Raw genomic sequence first — 16,634 nt, 5'->3', positions numbered from 1 at the left:
GTTAACACTTGGCAGCAATTGCTTAACCAAATCTCAACCCTCGTGAACGCGCATGACTGACCCCATCGCCGGCTATTTCATCGCCGGCTCCGCCTTCACCGCTCCTCCATTGGCGCCCGGCCTCTATGTCGTCGCCACCCCCATCGGCAACCTGCGCGACATCACCATAAGGGCGCTGGAAACCCTGGCCGCCGCCTCGGTAATCCTTTGTGAAGACACAAGAATGTCGGCCCGGCTGCTCGATCATTACGGCATCAGGGCCCGCCGCGTGGCGCTGCATGAACACAATGAGCGCGCCAAGGCCGATGACATCGTCGCCCGCGTCGCCGCCGGCCAGGCCATCGCTCTCATCTCCGATGCCGGCACCCCCCTGCTCTCCGACCCCGGCTTCCCCCTGATTCGCGCTTTGGCCGAAGCCAACCAGCCGGTCTTCCCCATTCCCGGAGCCTCGGCTTTGCTCTCGGCCTTGGTCGTCGCGGGCCTGCCCACCGACGCCTTCGCCTTTCACGGCTTTCTGCCATCCAAGGCTGGTGCCCGCGCCAATGCGTTGAAAGCGCTGAGCGATTCACGTGAAACCATGGTCTTCTACGAATCGCCCCGACGCCTCGATGACACACTGGCTGCCATGGCTGAACTCTGGGGCCCTCGCGCGGCCGCCGTAGCCCTGGAGCTGACCAAGCGCTTCGAGCGCGTCCATCGCGGCCCCCTGCCCGACCTCGCCGCCGAATTTGCTGGGGCTGAAACCAAGGGCGAAGCCGTCATTGTCGTGGCAGGTGCCGCCGAAGCCGCCGCGCCTGATGCAGCCGACTGGCAGGCGGCGCTGCTATCCGAGATGGGTGGGCAGCCCCTGCGGGCCGCAGTCGACGAGGTGGCAAAGAGATACGGCCTCAAGCGCAAGGAAGTCTACGATGCCGCCCTCGCCATCAAAGCCGAAAAGTAGAGCCCGCATAGCGGCTTACCTGGGCGGCCATCGCGGCGAGACGCTGGCGGCCTGGTTCCTGCGATTGAAGCTCTACCGCGTGGTCGAGCGCCGCTGCAAAACCCCCGTCGGAGAGATCGACCTCATCGCCACCCGCTTCGGCACCACGGTCTTTGTCGAGGTCAAGGCGCGCAGCAAAGCCGCTGTCGAAGCCGAGGCGTTGCAGGCGGTCAATCGTTCCCGCATCACCCGTGCCGCGCAATACTGGCTGGCCCGCCACCCCGGCAAGGCGCAAACCAACCTGCGCTTCGACGTAATTTTCCTTGCACCCGGCCGATGGCCGCGCCATGTCATCAACGCCTTCGACGCCAGCTGATCCGTGACCTCACGGTGAGCCTGTCGAACCACGAGGTCGGGCATGCCGATCTCGCCACGACCTCGCCCTTCGACAGGCTCAGGATGAGGTCTACTGAGATATCGGGCCGGTCGAGAAGGTCAAATGGCAAAAAAACTCAAAGTCGCGGTCCAGATGGACCATGTCGCCACGATCAATCCGCGCGGCGATTCCACCTTCGCCATGATGCTGGAAGCCCAGGCCCGCGGCCACGAACTGCTGCATTACACGCCTGATACGCTGGCTTTGCGCGGCAATGTGGTCTCGGCGCTGGCCGCCCCGATCATGGTTTTCGACAAACCCAAGGGCGAACATTTTACCCTCGGTCAGGAAGGCCGGGTCGATCTCTCGACCCAGGACGTGATCCATATGCGCCAGGATCCGCCCTTCGACATGAATTATATAACGCTCACCCACCTGCTCGAGCGGCTGCATCCGAAGACGCTGGTGGTCAATCCGCCGGCCGCCGTACGCAATGCGCCGGAAAAAATCCTCGTCACCGATTTCCCCGAACTCATGCCGCCGACCCTGGTGACGCGCGACCGGGCGATGATCCACGACTTCCGCAGGGAGCATGGCAATATCATCGTCAAGCCGCTCTACGGCAATGGCGGGGCCGGTGTATTCTTCATCCAGGAGGGCGACCATAACCTGGCGAGCCTGCTCGAACTGTTCGAGAGCAATTACCGCGAACCCTTCATGATCCAGAAATATCTGCCGGATGTCAGGAAGGGTGACAAGCGCATCATCATCATCGACGGCGAGCCGGTGGCCGGCCTCAACCGCATCCCAGCCGATGGCGAGGCGCGCAGCAACATGCATGTCGGCGGCCGTCCGGAACTCAGCGAACTTACCGCGCGTGAGCGCGAGATTTGCGCCGCCATCGCCCCGGCGCTCAAGCAGCGAGGCATGATCTTCGTCGGCATCGACGTCATCGGCGACTATCTCACCGAGATCAACGTCACCTCCCCCACCGGCATCCGCGAGATCAAGCGCTTCGGCGGGCCCGATATTGCTGTGATGATCTGGGACGCCATCGAAAAGCGCCGCGCCTGATGTGGGCATTGGCTGCCGCGATTCTGGCTGGTGTCGGCTGGTTCCTGTTTCGCCGCTGGCGGAGGAACCTGCCGGTCGATCCACGGCTGACAGCCGCCTATTGGCAAAAGTCCGGCATCGTGCTGGGTGCCTACCTGCTCTCCATCCTGGCCGGCGCCGGGGTGACCCGCATCATGGTCGGCTTCAACCGCTCCGGCTGGGCCGACCTGCTCATGGTCGCCTTCTTCGCTGTCTGGGTACTCTATGGCGCACTCTGGCTGCTGCGCTTCCTGCCCACCAGCAAGCCGCGTTCCGCCTGGCTCACCCGCTCGCGCGGCTGGGCCGATGCGCTGGCCCTGCTGCTGCTGGCCGGCCTGGCTGCCGGAGCACGGATGCTCTGATGCCGGGGGTGGGCAAAGCCCGGTGAAACCGCTAGGTCTATTTCTGTCTTGAGGGGACCAGCGCCATGCCCACCACCACATTCTTCGTCGCTTTCGCGACCCTGTTCGCCACGGTGGGCGTGGCCGATATCGCTTTCATCTTTGCGGCACTGACCAAGCACAATACGTCGCGGGAACGCTTCGCCTTCGCTACGCGCGGGGTCATCATCGCCGGGGTGATTCTCCTGCTGTTCGGCGTGCTGGGCAATCCGATCCTCGAAGTCTTCGGCATTACCATCCCGGCTTTGCGCACGGCCGGCGGCCTGCTCCTGTTCCTCATCGCCATCGACATGGTCTTCGCCCGCCATTCGGGCGGCACCGGCACGACCGACGAGGAAGAGGTGGAGGCCCGTTCGCGCGACGATATCGCCGTCTTTCCGCTGGCCATGCCCCTGTTGGCCGGTCCCGGCGCCATCAGCGCCGTCATCCTGCTGACGACAGGCACCAAGACCGATCTTGAATTCTGGGCCGTGCTGGTCGCCGTGGTGGTGATCCTGTTCCTGGCCTGGCTGACCCTGCTGGTGGCCATTCCCATCCAGCGGCTGCTCGGCGTTACCGGGCTTGCCGTGGTGTCGCGCGTCGTCGGCATCCTGCTGGCGGCGCTCGCCGTGCAGTTCGTTTTCGACGGGGTCAAGGCCAGCTGCCTGCTGGGTGGCGCAGCCTGAAATTTTGCGTCGGAATTTCGCAAAATTGCCATGTTAATCAAGTCTTAACGCGATGGTTGACCATGAAGGCCGGGCGGCGCATCTGCTGTGCTGGAGACCTCTGTCGAGGACTGGACCCATGCGCGTCGCTGCCGCTATCGCCCTGATGATCCTGGCCATGCTGGCTGCAAGCTCGGCCCAGACCACCGTCGCGCGGTCCGACATATTGCTGCCGCTCGAGGCCGCCGCCACCTGAGGGCAAAAGCAAAGCGGCCAGCACGTGCCGGCCGCTTCGTTCATTTCGAAAATTCGAGCCTACTTCTTGGCGGTGTTGCCAGTGCTGCCCGCGCCGAGGCCGGTTACCGGCTTGGCTGCCGCCACCTTGTCCTTTTTCGGCTTCTTGGCTTCCTTGTTGCTGCGCATCTGACCCTTGGCCATGCCCGTTCTCCTCGCTGCGGGCCCATGGCCCGGATCAATAATGGACAAAGGCTAGACCCGCGCCGATTCGGTGGCAAGTCCCCGGATTACTTGGCCGATTGGCAACGTCCGCCCGGCCCCAGCGAGGCGATGGCGCGGGGATCGCAACCGGTCAGCAGGAAGGTTATCCAGTCGTTCTGGTTACCGAAGAAGGCATTGCGATCGACCTCGCCGCGCACGCCGCGGACGACACCGGTCTGCGTCCACTGCCAGAAGGTCCAGACGCGGTTGCCATAGCGCTCATGCGGCTCGGCGGCGGTGGAGCGCAGCCAGAAGGCATTGGGGAAATACTCGCCCTCCAGCACGTCGCGGTGGAAGGTCATGTCGGTATAGATGATCGGCAGCTTGCCGGTATGGCGCTCCATCGCCTCGAGCATGACGCGGATCTTTTCCAGCGCGTCGGCGCGGCTCGGCTTGTTGGTGCAGCTCGAATGTTTGTTCCATTCGAGATCGAGCACCGGCGGCAGCGCGTCGAAATCATTGGGTACGTTGGCGACGAACCAGGCGGCCTGTTCGGAGGCCAGCGAGCACCAGGTCATGAAATGATAGGCGCCGCGCGGCATGCCGGCTTCGCGGGCCCGCACCCAGTTAGTGCGGAAATTGGGGTCGAGATAGTCCTTGCCCTCGGTCGCCTTCATGAACACGAAATGCATGCCGCTCTGGAAGGCGGTGCGAAAATCGATGTTTTCCTGGTAGCGCGCCACGTCGATCCCCTGGATCGGCATGGTGCGCGCCCGGTCGACGCCCGAATGGGGCCGGTTGTCGCCCTGGATCGGGCCATAGAGCCCGCCGCCCGACGAACAGGCCACCAGCATAGCGGCCAGCAGCGCCGACAGGGCGCCTTTCGCGATCGCGGCAAACGAGGGGAAAGGCCTTCTGGCATTCATTGGGCAGAACTCTACGCAATACGAAACTGAGCCTTTGATTCAACATGGGTCGGTTAACGCCGGATTAGGTTTACCCATGTGGCAAGCAGCGTGGTTAACAGGCCATATTCCGTTCGCTTTACGTTCTTGTTTGGCGCCGTTTGCTTTGCTAGATTGCCGTGGGGCTTGGGGGCATTGGGCAATGGTCACCCGCGTAGCGACAGTGGCGTTTCAAGGCATCGAGGCAGTGCCGGTCGATGTGCAGGTGCAGATCGCGCCGGGCTTTCCGCAATTCATCCTGGTCGGCCTGCCCGACAAGGCGGTCAAGGAATCGGGGGAGCGGGTTCGCGCCGCGCTTGTCGCTTCCGGGCTCGGTCTGCCGCCCAAACGCATCACCATCAATCTGGCGCCGGCCGACCTGCCCAAGGAAGGCAGCCACTATGACCTGCCCATCGCGCTCGGCCTCATGGCCGCCATCGGCGCCATTCCCCAGGATGCGCTCGATGGCTATCTGGCGCTGGGCGAACTGGGGCTCGACGGGCGGCTGGCCCATGTCGGCGGCATCCTGCCGGCCGCCATCGCGGCGCAGGGCCGCGATCTGGGTCTCATCTGCGCGGCACCCTCGGGCGCCGAAGCTGCCTGGGCCGGCGAGAACCTCGATATCGTCGCGGCCGAGAGCCTGCTGGCGCTGGCCAATCACCTGACCGGCCATCAGCTGGCGGCGCGTCCGGTTCCCCGCAAATACCTGCCGCAAGGCGCGTTGCCCGATCTCAGGGACGTGCGCGGGCAGCAGGTGGCGCGGCGCGCGCTGGAAGTGGCGGCCGCCGGTGGCCACAATATGCTGATGGTGGGGCCACCCGGGGCGGGCAAATCCATGCTGGCAGCCCGGCTGCCCTCCATCCTGCCGCCGCTCGATCCGCGCGAGCTGCTCGATATCTCGATGATCCAGTCCATCGCCGGCGAGTTGGCCGGTGGAGCGCTGTCCGATCGGCGCCCGTTTCGCGCGCCGCACCATTCGGCCTCGATGGCGGCTCTGGTCGGCGGCGGCTTGCGGGTGCGGCCCGGCGAGGTGAGCCTCGCCCATAACGGCGTGCTGTTCCTCGACGAATTGCCCGAATTTGCCCCCAGCGTGCTCGACAGCCTGCGACAACCATTGGAATCAGGTGAAACCGTCATCGCCCGTGCCAATGCCCGCGTCAGCTATCCGAGCCGCGTGCAGCTGATCGCCGCGATGAACCCATGCAAATGCGGCCTGGCCGGTACTCCCGGCCATACCTGCCGCCGCGGCAAGGCCTGTGCCGACGATTATCAAGGCCGCGTCTCCGGCCCCTTCCTCGACCGCATCGATATCCGCATCGACGTGCCAGCCGTGACCGCGGCCGACATGATCGCGCCCGCCGCAGCGGCCGAAAGCTCAGCCGTGGTGGCCGAGCGCGTCGCGCAAGCCCGCGAGCGGCAACGGCAGCGCTTTGCCGAGCATGGCGCGCCTGAAATCTTCACCAATGCCGCCGCGGGTTCGGCGCTGATCGAAGCCGTGGTCAATCCCGACAAGGAAAGCCAGGCGCTGCTGCTGCAGGCGGCCGAGCGCTTCAATCTCTCGGCGCGGGCCTATCACCGCGTGCTCAAGGTAGCTCGTACCCTGGCCGACCTGGCGGGGGTCGAGCGTGTCGGCCGCCCTCATATCGCCGAGGCGCTGAGCTATCGGCTCAATTTCGGGGCGGCGTAGCCGGCCAGGCTGTGCATAAGCCTGTGGATAAGTGTTTCACGTGAATCCGTGTCAGCGGACGCTTTGATAGCCGCCGGGCACGCCATGGGGCGATAGCACCACCTGCCACAGGCTGATGCTCCGGGCGCGGAACATGGCGGCGAAGGAGCTGAGATAGTAGCGCCACATGCGCTGGAAGCGGGTGTCGTATTTCTCGCTATCCAGGCTGGGCCAGGCGGCGTCGAACCTGTCGCGCCAGGCCATCAGCGTACGATCGTAGTCTGCACCGAAATTGTGCCAGTCCTCCATTACGAACAGACCTTCCACGGCCTTGCCGATCTGGGCGATGGAGGGCAGCATGCCATTGGGGAAAATGTACTTCTCGCTCCATGGATCGCCATGCGTCGTCGACGTATGGCCGCCGATGCTGTGCAGCAGCATCAGCCCGTCCGGCTTGAGCAGGCTCGCCGCCTTTTCGAAATAGGCACGGTAATTCTTGTAGCCGACATGCTCGAACATGCCGATCGAGATGATGCGGTCGAACTGGCCGTCGAGCGCCTGGTAGTCGAGCAGCCGCGTTTCGACCGGCAATCCGGCGGTCCGCGCATTGGCCAAAGCCGCCTGCTCCTTGCTGACGGTCACGCCAACCCCCGAAACGCCATAGCGCTCGGCGGCAAACTGCAGGAAACCGCCCCAGCCCGAGCCGATATCGAGAATGCACATGCCCGGCGCCAGCCCCACCTTGCGGCAGATCAGGTCGAGCTTGGCCTCCTGCGCCGCGTCGAGATCGGTGGCGTTTTTCCAGTAGCCGCAGGAATAGATCATCCTGGCATCGAGCATGGCGGCATAGAGATCGTTGCCGATATCGTAGTGCTTCTCGCCCACCTCGGTCACATGCAGGCGCTGCAGGTTGAGCAGGCGCCCGCGGGCCACGCTCCACATTACGGCAAGGTCCTTGGGAAAGGCGTTCTGGATATTGCCGCTGATCAGGCGGAACAGGAACTGGTCGAGCGCCGCTGCGTCCCACCAGCCTTCCATATAGCTTTCGCCCAGGCCCAGCGTGCCGTCGCGCAGCAAACGCCCCCACAGGCGGTCATTATGAACCTGCGGATCCCACGGATTGGGGCCGTTGACGATAACGCCAATCTTGTCCAACTGGCTGGTAACGAAGCGCTTGGCGGATTCTGACATGGCAGCAGCAAATGTCTGGTCGGCAATGCCGCAAAGGTTACTGCCATCGTCGTTTGGCGATCAATAGCTTATTTGGCAGATAGACGTCCTTAACCCGCGCCGCATATTGGTCATGGCGACGTGCCAGCAGGATAAAGATGCGAAGATCGGGCGAACTGGTCCAGTGGAACAACAAGGGCGGCTATGGCTTCGTGCGCGACGACACGGGGCGGGACTATTACGTCCATATTTCCAAGGTCGCCGGCGATGGGCGGCCGCGTGTCGGCGATAGCGTCACGTTCGAAACCGCCATCGGCCGCAAGGGGCGCCCATCGGCGGTGGAAGTGATCATCACCACCATTCCCGCGCCACAGCCAGCCACCTTGCGCGACATCAAGCAGTCACCCGCCGGCATATCGCGCTACAGGCTCGGCCTGCGCACAGCTGCCGCGACCCTGATGACCCTGCTGATCCTCTGGGCCATCGGCACCGGGCGGACGCCGGAATGGATCGGCCTGCTCTATGCCGGGATGGGCGCCGGCTCGGCTTTGCTCTATCGCTTCGACAAGCTCTATGCGCTGACGGGCAAATACCGGGTCAGCGAAACGAACCTGCATGTCGTCGACCTGTCCTTCGGCATTATCGGCGGGCTGGCGGCGCAGGAAGTCTATCGCCACAAGACGGTCAAGCCGCGCTTCGTCGCCGCGACATGGACAATCGCACTGGTCCACACCCTGTTTCTTGCCGCGCTGGCCTTTGGCTGGCTGGGCGCACTGCTGCCCACCTGAGCGAGCAGCCGCCTCCCCACAGGGAAGCGGCCAGGTCGGTCTTAGTGGAACTGTGCCGCCTCGGTCGATTCACCCATCGCCGTGGTCGCGCTCTTGCCTTCGCTCACTGCCAGCGACACCGCATCGAAATAGCTGGTGCCCACTTCGCGCTGGTGCCGAACCGCCGAGAAGCCATGCGCTTCGGCAGCAAACTCGGCCTGCTGCAACCGGCTATAGCCGGCCATGCCATCCTGCTTGTAGGCACGCGCCAGTTCGAACGTGGTGAGGCTGAGATTGTGGAAGCCCGCCAGGGTGATGAACTGGTATTTGTAGCCCATCGCCGCGATTTCGCGCTGAAAGGCCGCCATGGCCGCCTCGTCCATATGCCGGGCCCAGTTGAAGCTTGGCGAGCAATTATAGGCCAGCATCTGCTCGGGATGCACCTTGCGCACCGCTTCGGCGAACTTGCGCGCCTCCGCCAGGTCCGGTTTCGAGGTCTCGCACCAGATGAGATCGGCATAGGGCGCGTAAGCAATGCCGCGCGCGATGGCGGCATCGATGCCGCCCTTGAGCTGATAAAACCCCTCGGCGGTGCGCTCCTTGCTGACGAAAGGCGCGTCATAGGGGTCGATATCGGAGGTGATGAGCCGGGCCGCTTCCGCATCGGTGCGGGCCATGATCAATGTCGGCACGCCCATCACGTCGGCGGCCAGCCGTGCCGCATTGAGCGTGCGGATGAACTGGCTGGTCGGCACCAGCACCTTGCCGCCCAGATGACCGCATTTCTTCTCGCTAGCGAGCTGGTCCTCGAAATGCACCGCCGCGGCGCCGGCCTCGATCATGGCCTTCATCAGCTCGAACACGTTGAGCGCGCCGCCAAAGCCGGCTTCGGCATCGGCGATGATCGGCACGAAGAAATCGTAGTCGGTGGTGGCCATGCCGTCGGCCTGCTCCATGGTCTGGATCTGGTCGGCCCGCTGCAGCGCCTTGTTGATGCGCTTGACGACGCTGGGAACGCTGTCGACCGGATAAAGGCTCTGGTCGGGATACATATTGCCCGATGAATTGGCATCGGCAGCCACCTGCCAGCCGCTGAGATAGATGGCCTTGAGCCCGGCCTTGACCTGTTGCACCGCCTGATTGCCGGTAAAAGTGCCCAAAGTCGGCACGAAATCCTCGCTCTGCAGCAATTCCCACAGGCGGCGGGCGCCGTTCTCCGCCAGCGTATGGCGGATCGGCAGCGAGCCGGAGAGGCGGGCGACATCGGCCTGCGTGTAGGTGCGGGTGATATTGCGCCAGCGATCGGGGGCATAGTCGGGCGTCGGGAAAATCGGCTTGTCGAGCATGGTGTCTCCTCCTGATGGACATGGCTTCGCCGGTCCGCTGGAGCGGCGGGGATTTCGGTGATTCACGTGGAACAAGTTCTTTCTTCCCTTCTCCCCCTTGGGAGAGAAGGTGGCCGAAGGGCGGATGAGGGGTTGCTTCCGCAACCATTAAAGCATGGCGAAGGCAGCCCCCTCGCCCTGACCTTCCGCTGAACGCGCCAGGTCGCCCCTCTCCCTCAAGGGGAGAGGGGGAAGGCCCAGCTACCCCGCCACCTTCCGGCTGAAGGTCGCGGCGATCATGCCGTTGCCGGCGAACAGCTCCGTGCTGCCCTCGCCGCCGACCAGGGAAAACTGGTGCCGGCCGATCTTGCCGGCAATGGCATAGCCCTGCTCATCGAGATGGCGGGCCTTGAACTGGGCCATGGCCTCGCCCGCCGTGGGGGCGATGATGGTCAGGTATTCCTCGCGTTCGCTGCTAGACGGGCTCATCCGAAAGTCTCCTCACTTCGTTGGTGTAAATATTTGACAAGCGGACGGAGTATGCAAGAAATAAGCGCATACCGGCCAGTAAAGCTGTAAAGGGCGGTCAAATTTCCATGGCGGATTTGTAAATTCTGTCAAGAAATGCCGGAGGAAAGGCATGAACGAGACGCAGGACATGCAGATCGGCGGCCGCATCAAGCGGCTGCGGCGGCAGAAGAAGATCGCCCAGGCCGACCTCGCCCAGGCGCTCGGCATTTCCGCCAGCTACCTCAATCTCATCGAGCACAACCGCCGCAAGGTCACGGTGCCGCTGCTGTTCTCCATTGCCGGCCATTTCGGCGTCGAACCGGGCGAGCTGGTCGATGGCGACGAAGGCCGGCTGGTCGGCGACCTGATGGAGGCGTTCGGCGACGACCTTTTCGCCGATAGCGACGTGACCAATCTCGAAATCCGCGACCTGGCCCATGCCAATCCGGCCGCGGCGCGCGCCATCCTCAAGCTCTATGACCGCTATCGGCTGGTCGCCAAGCCCGGCCTGGCGCCCGCCGCCCTGGGGGAGGCCGAGCCGTTCCACCTTGCCACGGATGCGATCTCCGATTTCCTGCAGGAGAATGCCAACCACTTCGCTGATCTGGAGGATGCCGCCGAGCGCATCCGCGCCGATATCGACAATAGCGGCGACAATTTCGAGTTCGGGTTGCGGACCTATCTGTTCAATGTCTTTGGGCTGGATGTCCGTTTGGCTTCCCTGCCCCATGGCATTGCCCGCCAGCTGGACCAGCGGCGCAGCCACCTGCTGGTGTCCGATATCCTGCCGGCGGAATCCGCGCTGTTCCTCATAGCCCACCAGCTCGGGCAACTGGCCGCCGGCAGCGAAATCGCCGCCATCATCGCCCATTCCACCCTGCCGGAAGGCGATGCACCGGCCCTGGCGCGCAATGTGCTCTCGGCCTATTTCGCCGCCGCGCTCATCATGCCCTATGAGCCCTTCCTGCGCGCCTGCCGCGACTATCGCTACGATATCGAGCGCATTGCCCGCCGCTTCGGCGCCAGTTTCGAGCAGGTCTGCCATCGCATGACCACCCTGCAGCGCAAGGGTGCCTCGGGCATTCCGCTGCATCTGGTACGATCCGATATTGCCGGCAATATCAGTAAGCGCTTCTCGCTCTCGGGCATCCATATTCCGCGCCATTCGGGCGCCTGCCCGCGCTGGAATGTCTATTCGGCTTTCCTCTCGCCCGAGCGGATCAATATCCAACTCAGCCAGATGCCCGATGGTCAGCGCTATTTCTGCATCGCCCGCACCATCGCCAAGGGCGATCACCGTTACAATGCGCCGCGCCGCTACATGTCGATCGGGCTGGGTTGCTCGATCCATCATGCGCGGGAGATGATCTATTCCGACGGCATGGACCTGACGGGTGACAGCCAGCTCGTGCCGGTCGGGGTCGGCTGCCGCATCTGCCCGCGGCTCGAATGCGGCCAGCGCGCCCATCCCCCGGCCGATCACCGCTTCCGGCTGGATGACGATATCAGGCCGGAAAGCCTTTACGCGCGGATGAGCTAGGACGTTTCTCTCTAAGAGCCGCCCTGCCAGCGTGCATCGTGTTGCCAGCTGTCGCGCCATTCGCGTTCCAGTACGGCGCGGCGCTTGCCATAGCGCGCCTCTGTCACGGTCAGCTCGACAATGCGGTCGGTGCGGAAATTGCGGAAGGCGGTGCGCAGGCAGCACCAGGCGGCGATCACCTGCTTGCCCTCGTAATAGGCCAATTGCACCGGCCAGATGGCGCGCTCGGTCGGATTGCCGCTTTCGTCCTCGTATGAGATTTGCAGCGCCTTTTCCGTGCGCATGGCTTGGCGCACCTGCCCCAATATGGGCATGGGTTGCCGTGAATTGGCGCTCCACACGGCGACCGGCCACAGCCCGGTGTCGTTGATGCGGTCGCGCAAATCCTCGGGCGAGGCGGTGGCGATCTTGCCCAGCGCATTTTTCGCCGCCGCGCCCAGGCCGTCATCGGGCTGCGCGCCGACCCAGCGCGCGCCCAGCACCAGCGCTTCCAGCTCCTCGGGCGTGAACATCAGCGGCGGCAGGAAGAAGCCGGGCTTCAGCATATAGCCGACCCCCGCTTCGCCATCGATGGGCGCGCCGAGCCCGATAAGGGTCTGCACGTCGCGATAGAGCGTGCGCACGGAAACGCCCTGCTCCTCGGCCAGTGCCGCCGCCGTGACCGGCCGTCTATGCCGCCGGAGGGCGTCCATGACGGCAAACAGGCGCTCGGTTTTGTCCATGTTTCGTTCTCCCCTGTTCGGTCTGGATGCCAGATTCCCGGCCCGGGGCCAAGCCTGCAATCGCTATGCGATCTGGCCATGGAACGCACGGATGTCATGGGCCAGCGTCTCGGGTATTTCGAGCGCCGGGAAATGCCCGCCGCAGGGCAGTTCGGTCCAGCGCACGATGTTCCACAGGTTGCGTTCGCCCCAGGCCCGCGGCGCCGGATTGTCGGCCGGCGGCAGCAGGATCGCATGCGGCACGTCGTGTTTCGGTGCTTTTTTGGGCAGTTCCGTGTCGGCAAAGGCCTCCTTGTAGAGCCGCACCGAGCTGCCGATGGTCTGGGTGAACCAGTAGACAGACAGGATGGTGCAGAGATCGTCGAGCTCGAAGGCATTGAGCACGTCGCCGCCGGTATCGCCCCATTTCTGGTATTTTTCGAGTATCCAGCTCGCCAGCCCGGCCGGGGAATCGTTGAGTCCCACCGCCAGAGTGGCCGGCTTGGTGCCCTGGATCATGGCATAGGCGCCCTCCGCAAAGGCCCAATAGTCCGTTGTGCCGAAATAGGCCCGTTCCTCCGGCGTCGGTTGCTCGGGCCGCGGAAAGCCGGAATAGACATTGACGTAATGCGCGCCGATCAGCCGTTCGGGGAAATCGCGCACCAGCCCCATTTCGGCACCCGCGCCCAGATCCGAGCCTGAAACCAGGAATTTGGGATAATTGAGCCGGGTCATCAGTTCGGCCCAGAGCGGGGCGACCTGGCTGAGATTCATACCCGGCTTCGTGGGCTGGCCGGAAAAGCCGTAGCCGGGCAGCGAGGGGATGACCACGTCGAAGGCCAGGCCATCGGCCGGTTCGGTCAGCAGCGGCGCCAGCGGCAGCAATTCGACGAAATTGGAGGGCCAGCCATTGGTGAGCAGGATCGGCACATTGGTCTCGCCGCGACCCCGGACATGGACGAAATGCACGCTCTCGCCGTCGATCTCCTCGATGAACTGCGGGAAGGCATTGAGCCGAGCCTCGGCGGCGCGCCAGTCATACTGGGTGCCCCAATAGGCGACGAAGCGGCGCAGGAATTGGTCTTCGGTGCCATAGTCCCAGCCGACGCCATCCAGCGTCCGGGGAAAGCGGGTCGCGGCCAGCCGCGCCTTGAGGTCGGCCAGCTCGGCATCCGATATCGCGATGGTGAAGGGAGTCATGCTGTCTCTCCAGGGTCATTGGGAAGACGATGCCTTGAGGCCCTGACAGGTCCCGTCAGCAGCCTCTATGGCCGGACGTGCGCAATCGCCGCCCGGCTTTCGCTTGCGGTTACACGGATGATGGGCGGCCTTTGGACCAAGAACTGTCGACATAGAACGGACCAAGGGCCGCCCATCACGGATCTGGAGTTTCCTCACCGGGTCCGGACACAGGTGNNCCGACTTTCTGCCCGGCCAAACGGGCGCCCCCGTCTCCAGCCTCCCCGCCCGGCCCTGCGTCGGGGCCGCGTGATTGGCGGGGATGAGCACAGTATGCAGCAGCTTTTGGAGACGGGGATAAGATGGATAAGTTGGGGCTTGTGGCCACCCCCTCACTGGGGAATGTTTACCTCGAGCGCCTGGGCTTTTTCCCTTCTCCCCTTGAGGGAGAAGGTGCCTCCCCGTGTCGCTTCGCGCACGAGGACAGGCTCCGGGCGGATGAGGGGTATCGAGCCCTCCGCTGACATGCAAGCATGGCAGAGCGCAGCACCCCTCACCCGCAAATCCGCTGAACGCGGATTTCCACCCTCTCCCTCAAGGGGAGAGGGGTAACTGGCCTCATGCGTCCAAGGGTGGGGGTGTTGATCGACTACCTTGCGGTGGTGGCGCGATCTCGGGATGGTGCCACCACCTCAGAGCGTCGTAAATGCCCTGGTAGAGGCCGGCGTCAGGCGATCTCGAACTCGCACCAGTGGCGATAGGGCCGTTCGGGCGCGTAGATCACATTGGGGAAATGCGGATTGTGCACCGCGTCGGCAAAGGCCTGGTCTTCGAGGCAGAAGCCGGCATGCTTGCCGTAGCTTTTGCCATCGAGCCCCGGCACCGGGATGTCGGTCCAGACGCCATTATAGACCTGCACGCCCGGCCGGTCGCTCCATAGCTTCAGCGTCAAATCCTTGCCCGGCGCGACCACGGTGGCGATCGGCTCGCTGGTGCTGCGGCCGGTATCGAGCGCCATGCCGATATCATAGTCGACCGGCTGGCCCGCCGCGTCGCGCATGCTGCGGGGCTGCCGGAGGTCGTAGATGGTGCCGCGCGAAGGCAGGATGGCGCCGGTCGGCGCCAGGTCGGCGCCCAGCTCGGTATAGGCGGAGGAATTGACCTGGATCGTATGGTCGAGCACGTCGGCCGATGTGCCGAGGTTGAAATATTGGTGCTGCACCAGGCTGATCGGGGTCGGCTGGTCGGTGGTGGCGCTGAGTTCGAGGCGCAGGCGGTTGCCGCGCAAAGTATAGGTCGCCGAAAAGTTCACATTGCCGGGATAGCCCATGGCGCCATCGGGCGAGAAATGGGTGAAGCGCACGGTGTTGTTGGCCTCGTCCACCTGCCCGTCCCATACCTGCCGTCCCAGGCCTTCGGCCCCGCCATGCAGCTGCAGGTCGCCGGCATTGGCGGGCAGCTTGTAGGTCTTGCCGTTCAGATCGAATGAAGCCCCCTTGATGCGATTGGCGACCCGTCCGGCCAGCGAGCCGAAATGCGGGCTGTGCTCGGCATAGGCGTCGAAACTGTCGAAGCCGAGCACCACGCCGCGCTCGCCGCCCGACACCGGCACGCGCCAGTCGCGCACCGCCACGCCATAGGAAATGAGGTCGACCCGGACACCGGTCTCGCTGACGAGGCGGAACTGGTCGACCCGCTTGTCCCCGAAGCTGCCGAACGTCGATACTGCTATGGCCATGACCCGCACCCCGTAATTTGCGCGGAACCTGTAGCCTGCTTTCTCGTCTGCCTGCAACGATGCACTTGACCTTTCCGCACCACCTGACGATCCTCCGCGTGAGGACAAGGGGAGCATGCGTGAACGAGATCGGGTTGAGACGCCGGGCTACGGTGCATGATGTGGCGCGGGCGGCCGGCGTTTCGCTGGCCACCGTCGATCGCGTGCTCAATAGCCGCCCGGGCGTGCGCGCCGCCACGGCCGAAAAGGTCGAGGCGGCCATTGCCGAAATCGGTTTCCAGCGCGATCTCAGTGCGTCCCTGCTGGCGCGTGCGCGCGATCTCAAGCTCAGCTTCATCATCCCTGACGGCTCCAATGAATTCATGGCGAGCCTCGCCGATGCGGTGGCGCGGCGGGTTGGTCCTGCCTTGGCCGACCGCATGCATATCGAAACCCATCGCATCCGGGCGCTCGATGCCGATGCCCTGGCCCGGAGCCTCGACGCGCTCGATGCCCGCCAATGCGATTGCGCCGTCATCGTCGCCGGCGAGGAACCCTCGGTGCAGGCGGCAGTCGATAACGCTACGCGCCGCGGCATCGTGGTGATGACGCTGGTTTCCGACCTGCCGGGCACGTTGCGCCGGCATTTCATCGGCATCGACAATGCAGCCGCCGGCCGCACCGCGGCTTCGCTGATGGGGCGGTTCCTGCCCGATGGCGGCAAGGTGGCGGTCATCGCCGGTTCGCTCCATCTGCGCGACCACTCGGACAGGCTCGAGGGCTTCCGGGCCGCCCTGGCCGCCGAATTTCCCGCCATCGAGATCATCGGGCCCATCGAGGGCCATGACGAGCGCAGCGAAACCCAGGCCATCGTGGCCGAATTGCTCGAACGACATGGCGATCTGGCCGGGCTCTATAATCTGGGGGCCGGCAATAGTGGCCTGGTGGCGGCGCTCGAAGCCTCGAAGCGCGCCGGAGCCATCCGCGTCATTGCCCATGAGCTGACCGATCCGACACGCCGCGGGCTGCGCTCGGGCGCCATCGACGTGGTGCTGGACCAGAACCCCGATGGCGAAATCCGCGAGGCGATTGCCGCGGCGCGCAGCCTGGCCCTGGGCAGCAGTGGCAAGCCAGTAACGGACCCCATTGAAATCGGGATTTTCCTGCGCGACAATCTGCGCTAAGAAGCACGCCAATCATCAAACCGGCGGGGCCCGAAAACGGGCCGGGAGGACGTTCAGATGC

17 protein-coding genes are annotated in these 16,634 nt (G+C 64.4%); 9 read left to right on the top strand and 8 right to left on the bottom strand.

All coding sequences use genetic code 11. The features are described 5' to 3' along the window. Positions 1-52 precede the first annotated feature (52 nt). The 5 genes from rsmI to ASD04_RS09895 all read left to right on the top strand — a co-directional run bounded on the left by rsmI (position 53) and on the right by ASD04_RS09895 (position 3,453). Positions 53-940 carry a 16S rRNA (cytidine(1402)-2'-O)-methyltransferase gene (gene rsmI / locus ASD04_RS09915; protein ID WP_056255916.1) on the top strand — a complete coding sequence of 296 codons (888 nt, stop codon included), beginning with the start codon at positions 53-55 and terminating at the stop codon, positions 938-940. Further along, the gene (locus ASD04_RS09910; RefSeq protein WP_056255913.1) at positions 909-1,295 is read left to right on the top strand and encodes a YraN family protein; all 387 of its coding nucleotides are present in this window, start codon (positions 909-911) and stop codon (positions 1,293-1,295) included. The genes rsmI and ASD04_RS09910 overlap by 32 nt, the downstream gene beginning before the upstream one ends. Positions 1,296-1,418: 123 nt before the next feature. After that, positions 1,419-2,369 carry a glutathione synthase gene (gshB, locus tag ASD04_RS09905; RefSeq protein WP_056255910.1) on the top strand — a complete coding sequence of 317 codons (951 nt, stop codon included), beginning with the start codon at positions 1,419-1,421 and terminating at the stop codon, positions 2,367-2,369. An 8-nt stretch (positions 2,370-2,377) separates the two neighbouring features. Next, positions 2,378-2,749: a hypothetical protein gene (locus ASD04_RS09900; protein ID WP_156461194.1), complete on the top strand. Its 372-nt coding sequence runs from the start codon at positions 2,378-2,380 to the stop codon at positions 2,747-2,749. Between the two features lie 65 nt (positions 2,750-2,814). Next, positions 2,815-3,453, top strand: coding sequence for a MarC family protein (locus ASD04_RS09895; RefSeq protein ID WP_056255905.1), 639 nt, complete (start codon positions 2,815-2,817; stop codon positions 3,451-3,453). A gap of 294 nt (positions 3,454-3,747) precedes the next feature. Here ASD04_RS09895 and ASD04_RS19980 read toward each other — a convergent pair whose 3' ends face one another. Together ASD04_RS19980 and ASD04_RS09890 are read right to left on the bottom strand one after the other, a co-directional pair. Next, entirely contained in the window at positions 3,748-3,870 is a 123-nt protein-coding gene (locus ASD04_RS19980) for a hypothetical protein (RefSeq protein WP_280137673.1), read from the bottom strand. Between the two features lie 86 nt (positions 3,871-3,956). After that, positions 3,957-4,796, bottom strand: coding sequence for a GH25 family lysozyme (locus ASD04_RS09890; protein ID WP_056255902.1), 840 nt, complete (start codon positions 4,794-4,796; stop codon positions 3,957-3,959). Positions 4,797-4,977: 181 nt separating this feature from the next. Between ASD04_RS09890 and ASD04_RS09885 the strand changes: the two genes are divergently transcribed. Then, a complete protein-coding gene (locus ASD04_RS09885) occupies positions 4,978-6,501 on the top strand; it encodes a YifB family Mg chelatase-like AAA ATPase (protein ID WP_056255898.1) in 1,524 nt (507 codons plus the stop codon). Positions 6,502-6,552: 51 nt separating this feature from the next. Here the strand turns inward: ASD04_RS09885 and cfa are convergent, their stop codons facing one another. Next, positions 6,553-7,671: a cyclopropane fatty acyl phospholipid synthase gene (gene cfa, locus ASD04_RS09880; protein WP_056255895.1), complete on the bottom strand. Its 1,119-nt coding sequence runs from the start codon at positions 7,669-7,671 to the stop codon at positions 6,553-6,555. A gap of 137 nt (positions 7,672-7,808) precedes the next feature. Between cfa and ASD04_RS09875 the strand changes: the two genes are divergently transcribed. Continuing rightward, positions 7,809-8,438 (top strand): DUF1294 domain-containing protein, encoded by a 630-nt coding sequence (locus ASD04_RS09875; RefSeq protein WP_056255893.1) that lies wholly within the window; start codon positions 7,809-7,811, stop codon positions 8,436-8,438. 41 nt (positions 8,439-8,479) lie between these two features. Here ASD04_RS09875 and aceA read toward each other — a convergent pair whose 3' ends face one another. Then, the gene (gene aceA, locus ASD04_RS09870; RefSeq protein ID WP_056255890.1) at positions 8,480-9,763 is read right to left on the bottom strand and encodes an isocitrate lyase; all 1,284 of its coding nucleotides are present in this window, start codon (positions 9,761-9,763) and stop codon (positions 8,480-8,482) included. Positions 9,764-10,003: 240 nt separating this feature from the next. Beyond that, positions 10,004-10,231, bottom strand: coding sequence for a hypothetical protein (locus ASD04_RS09865; RefSeq protein WP_056255888.1), 228 nt, complete (start codon positions 10,229-10,231; stop codon positions 10,004-10,006). Positions 10,232-10,382: 151 nt separating this feature from the next. Between ASD04_RS09865 and ASD04_RS09860 the strand changes: the two genes are divergently transcribed. Continuing rightward, entirely contained in the window at positions 10,383-11,792 is a 1,410-nt protein-coding gene (locus tag ASD04_RS09860; RefSeq protein WP_056255883.1) for a short-chain fatty acyl-CoA regulator family protein, read from the top strand. An 11-nt stretch (positions 11,793-11,803) separates the two neighbouring features. Here the strand turns inward: ASD04_RS09860 and ASD04_RS09855 are convergent, their stop codons facing one another. The 3 genes from ASD04_RS09855 to ASD04_RS09845 all read right to left on the bottom strand — a co-directional run bounded on the left by ASD04_RS09855 (position 11,804) and on the right by ASD04_RS09845 (position 15,410). Beyond that, positions 11,804-12,514: a YafY family protein gene (locus tag ASD04_RS09855; protein ID WP_056255881.1), complete on the bottom strand. Its 711-nt coding sequence runs from the start codon at positions 12,512-12,514 to the stop codon at positions 11,804-11,806. Positions 12,515-12,577: 63 nt separating this feature from the next. Continuing rightward, positions 12,578-13,693, bottom strand: coding sequence for an epoxide hydrolase family protein (locus ASD04_RS09850; RefSeq protein ID WP_056255878.1), 1,116 nt, complete (start codon positions 13,691-13,693; stop codon positions 12,578-12,580). 706 nt (positions 13,694-14,399) lie between these two features. Then, entirely contained in the window at positions 14,400-15,410 is a 1,011-nt protein-coding gene (locus ASD04_RS09845; protein ID WP_056255875.1) for an aldose epimerase family protein, read from the bottom strand. A 119-nt stretch (positions 15,411-15,529) separates the two neighbouring features. Here ASD04_RS09845 and ASD04_RS09840 point away from each other — a divergent pair, with 119 nt between their 5' ends. Then, positions 15,530-16,573, top strand: a complete 1,044-nt coding sequence (locus ASD04_RS09840) for a LacI family DNA-binding transcriptional regulator (protein WP_244488296.1) — start codon at positions 15,530-15,532, stop codon at positions 16,571-16,573. Positions 16,574-16,634: the final 61 nt, after the last annotated feature.

The organism is Devosia sp. Root436, assembly GCF_001426345.1.
GTDB lineage: Bacteria > Pseudomonadota > Alphaproteobacteria > Rhizobiales > Devosiaceae > Devosia.
The sequence above is the reverse complement of the archived record's forward strand: the minus strand, read 5'-3'. Positions and strand labels throughout refer to the sequence as shown.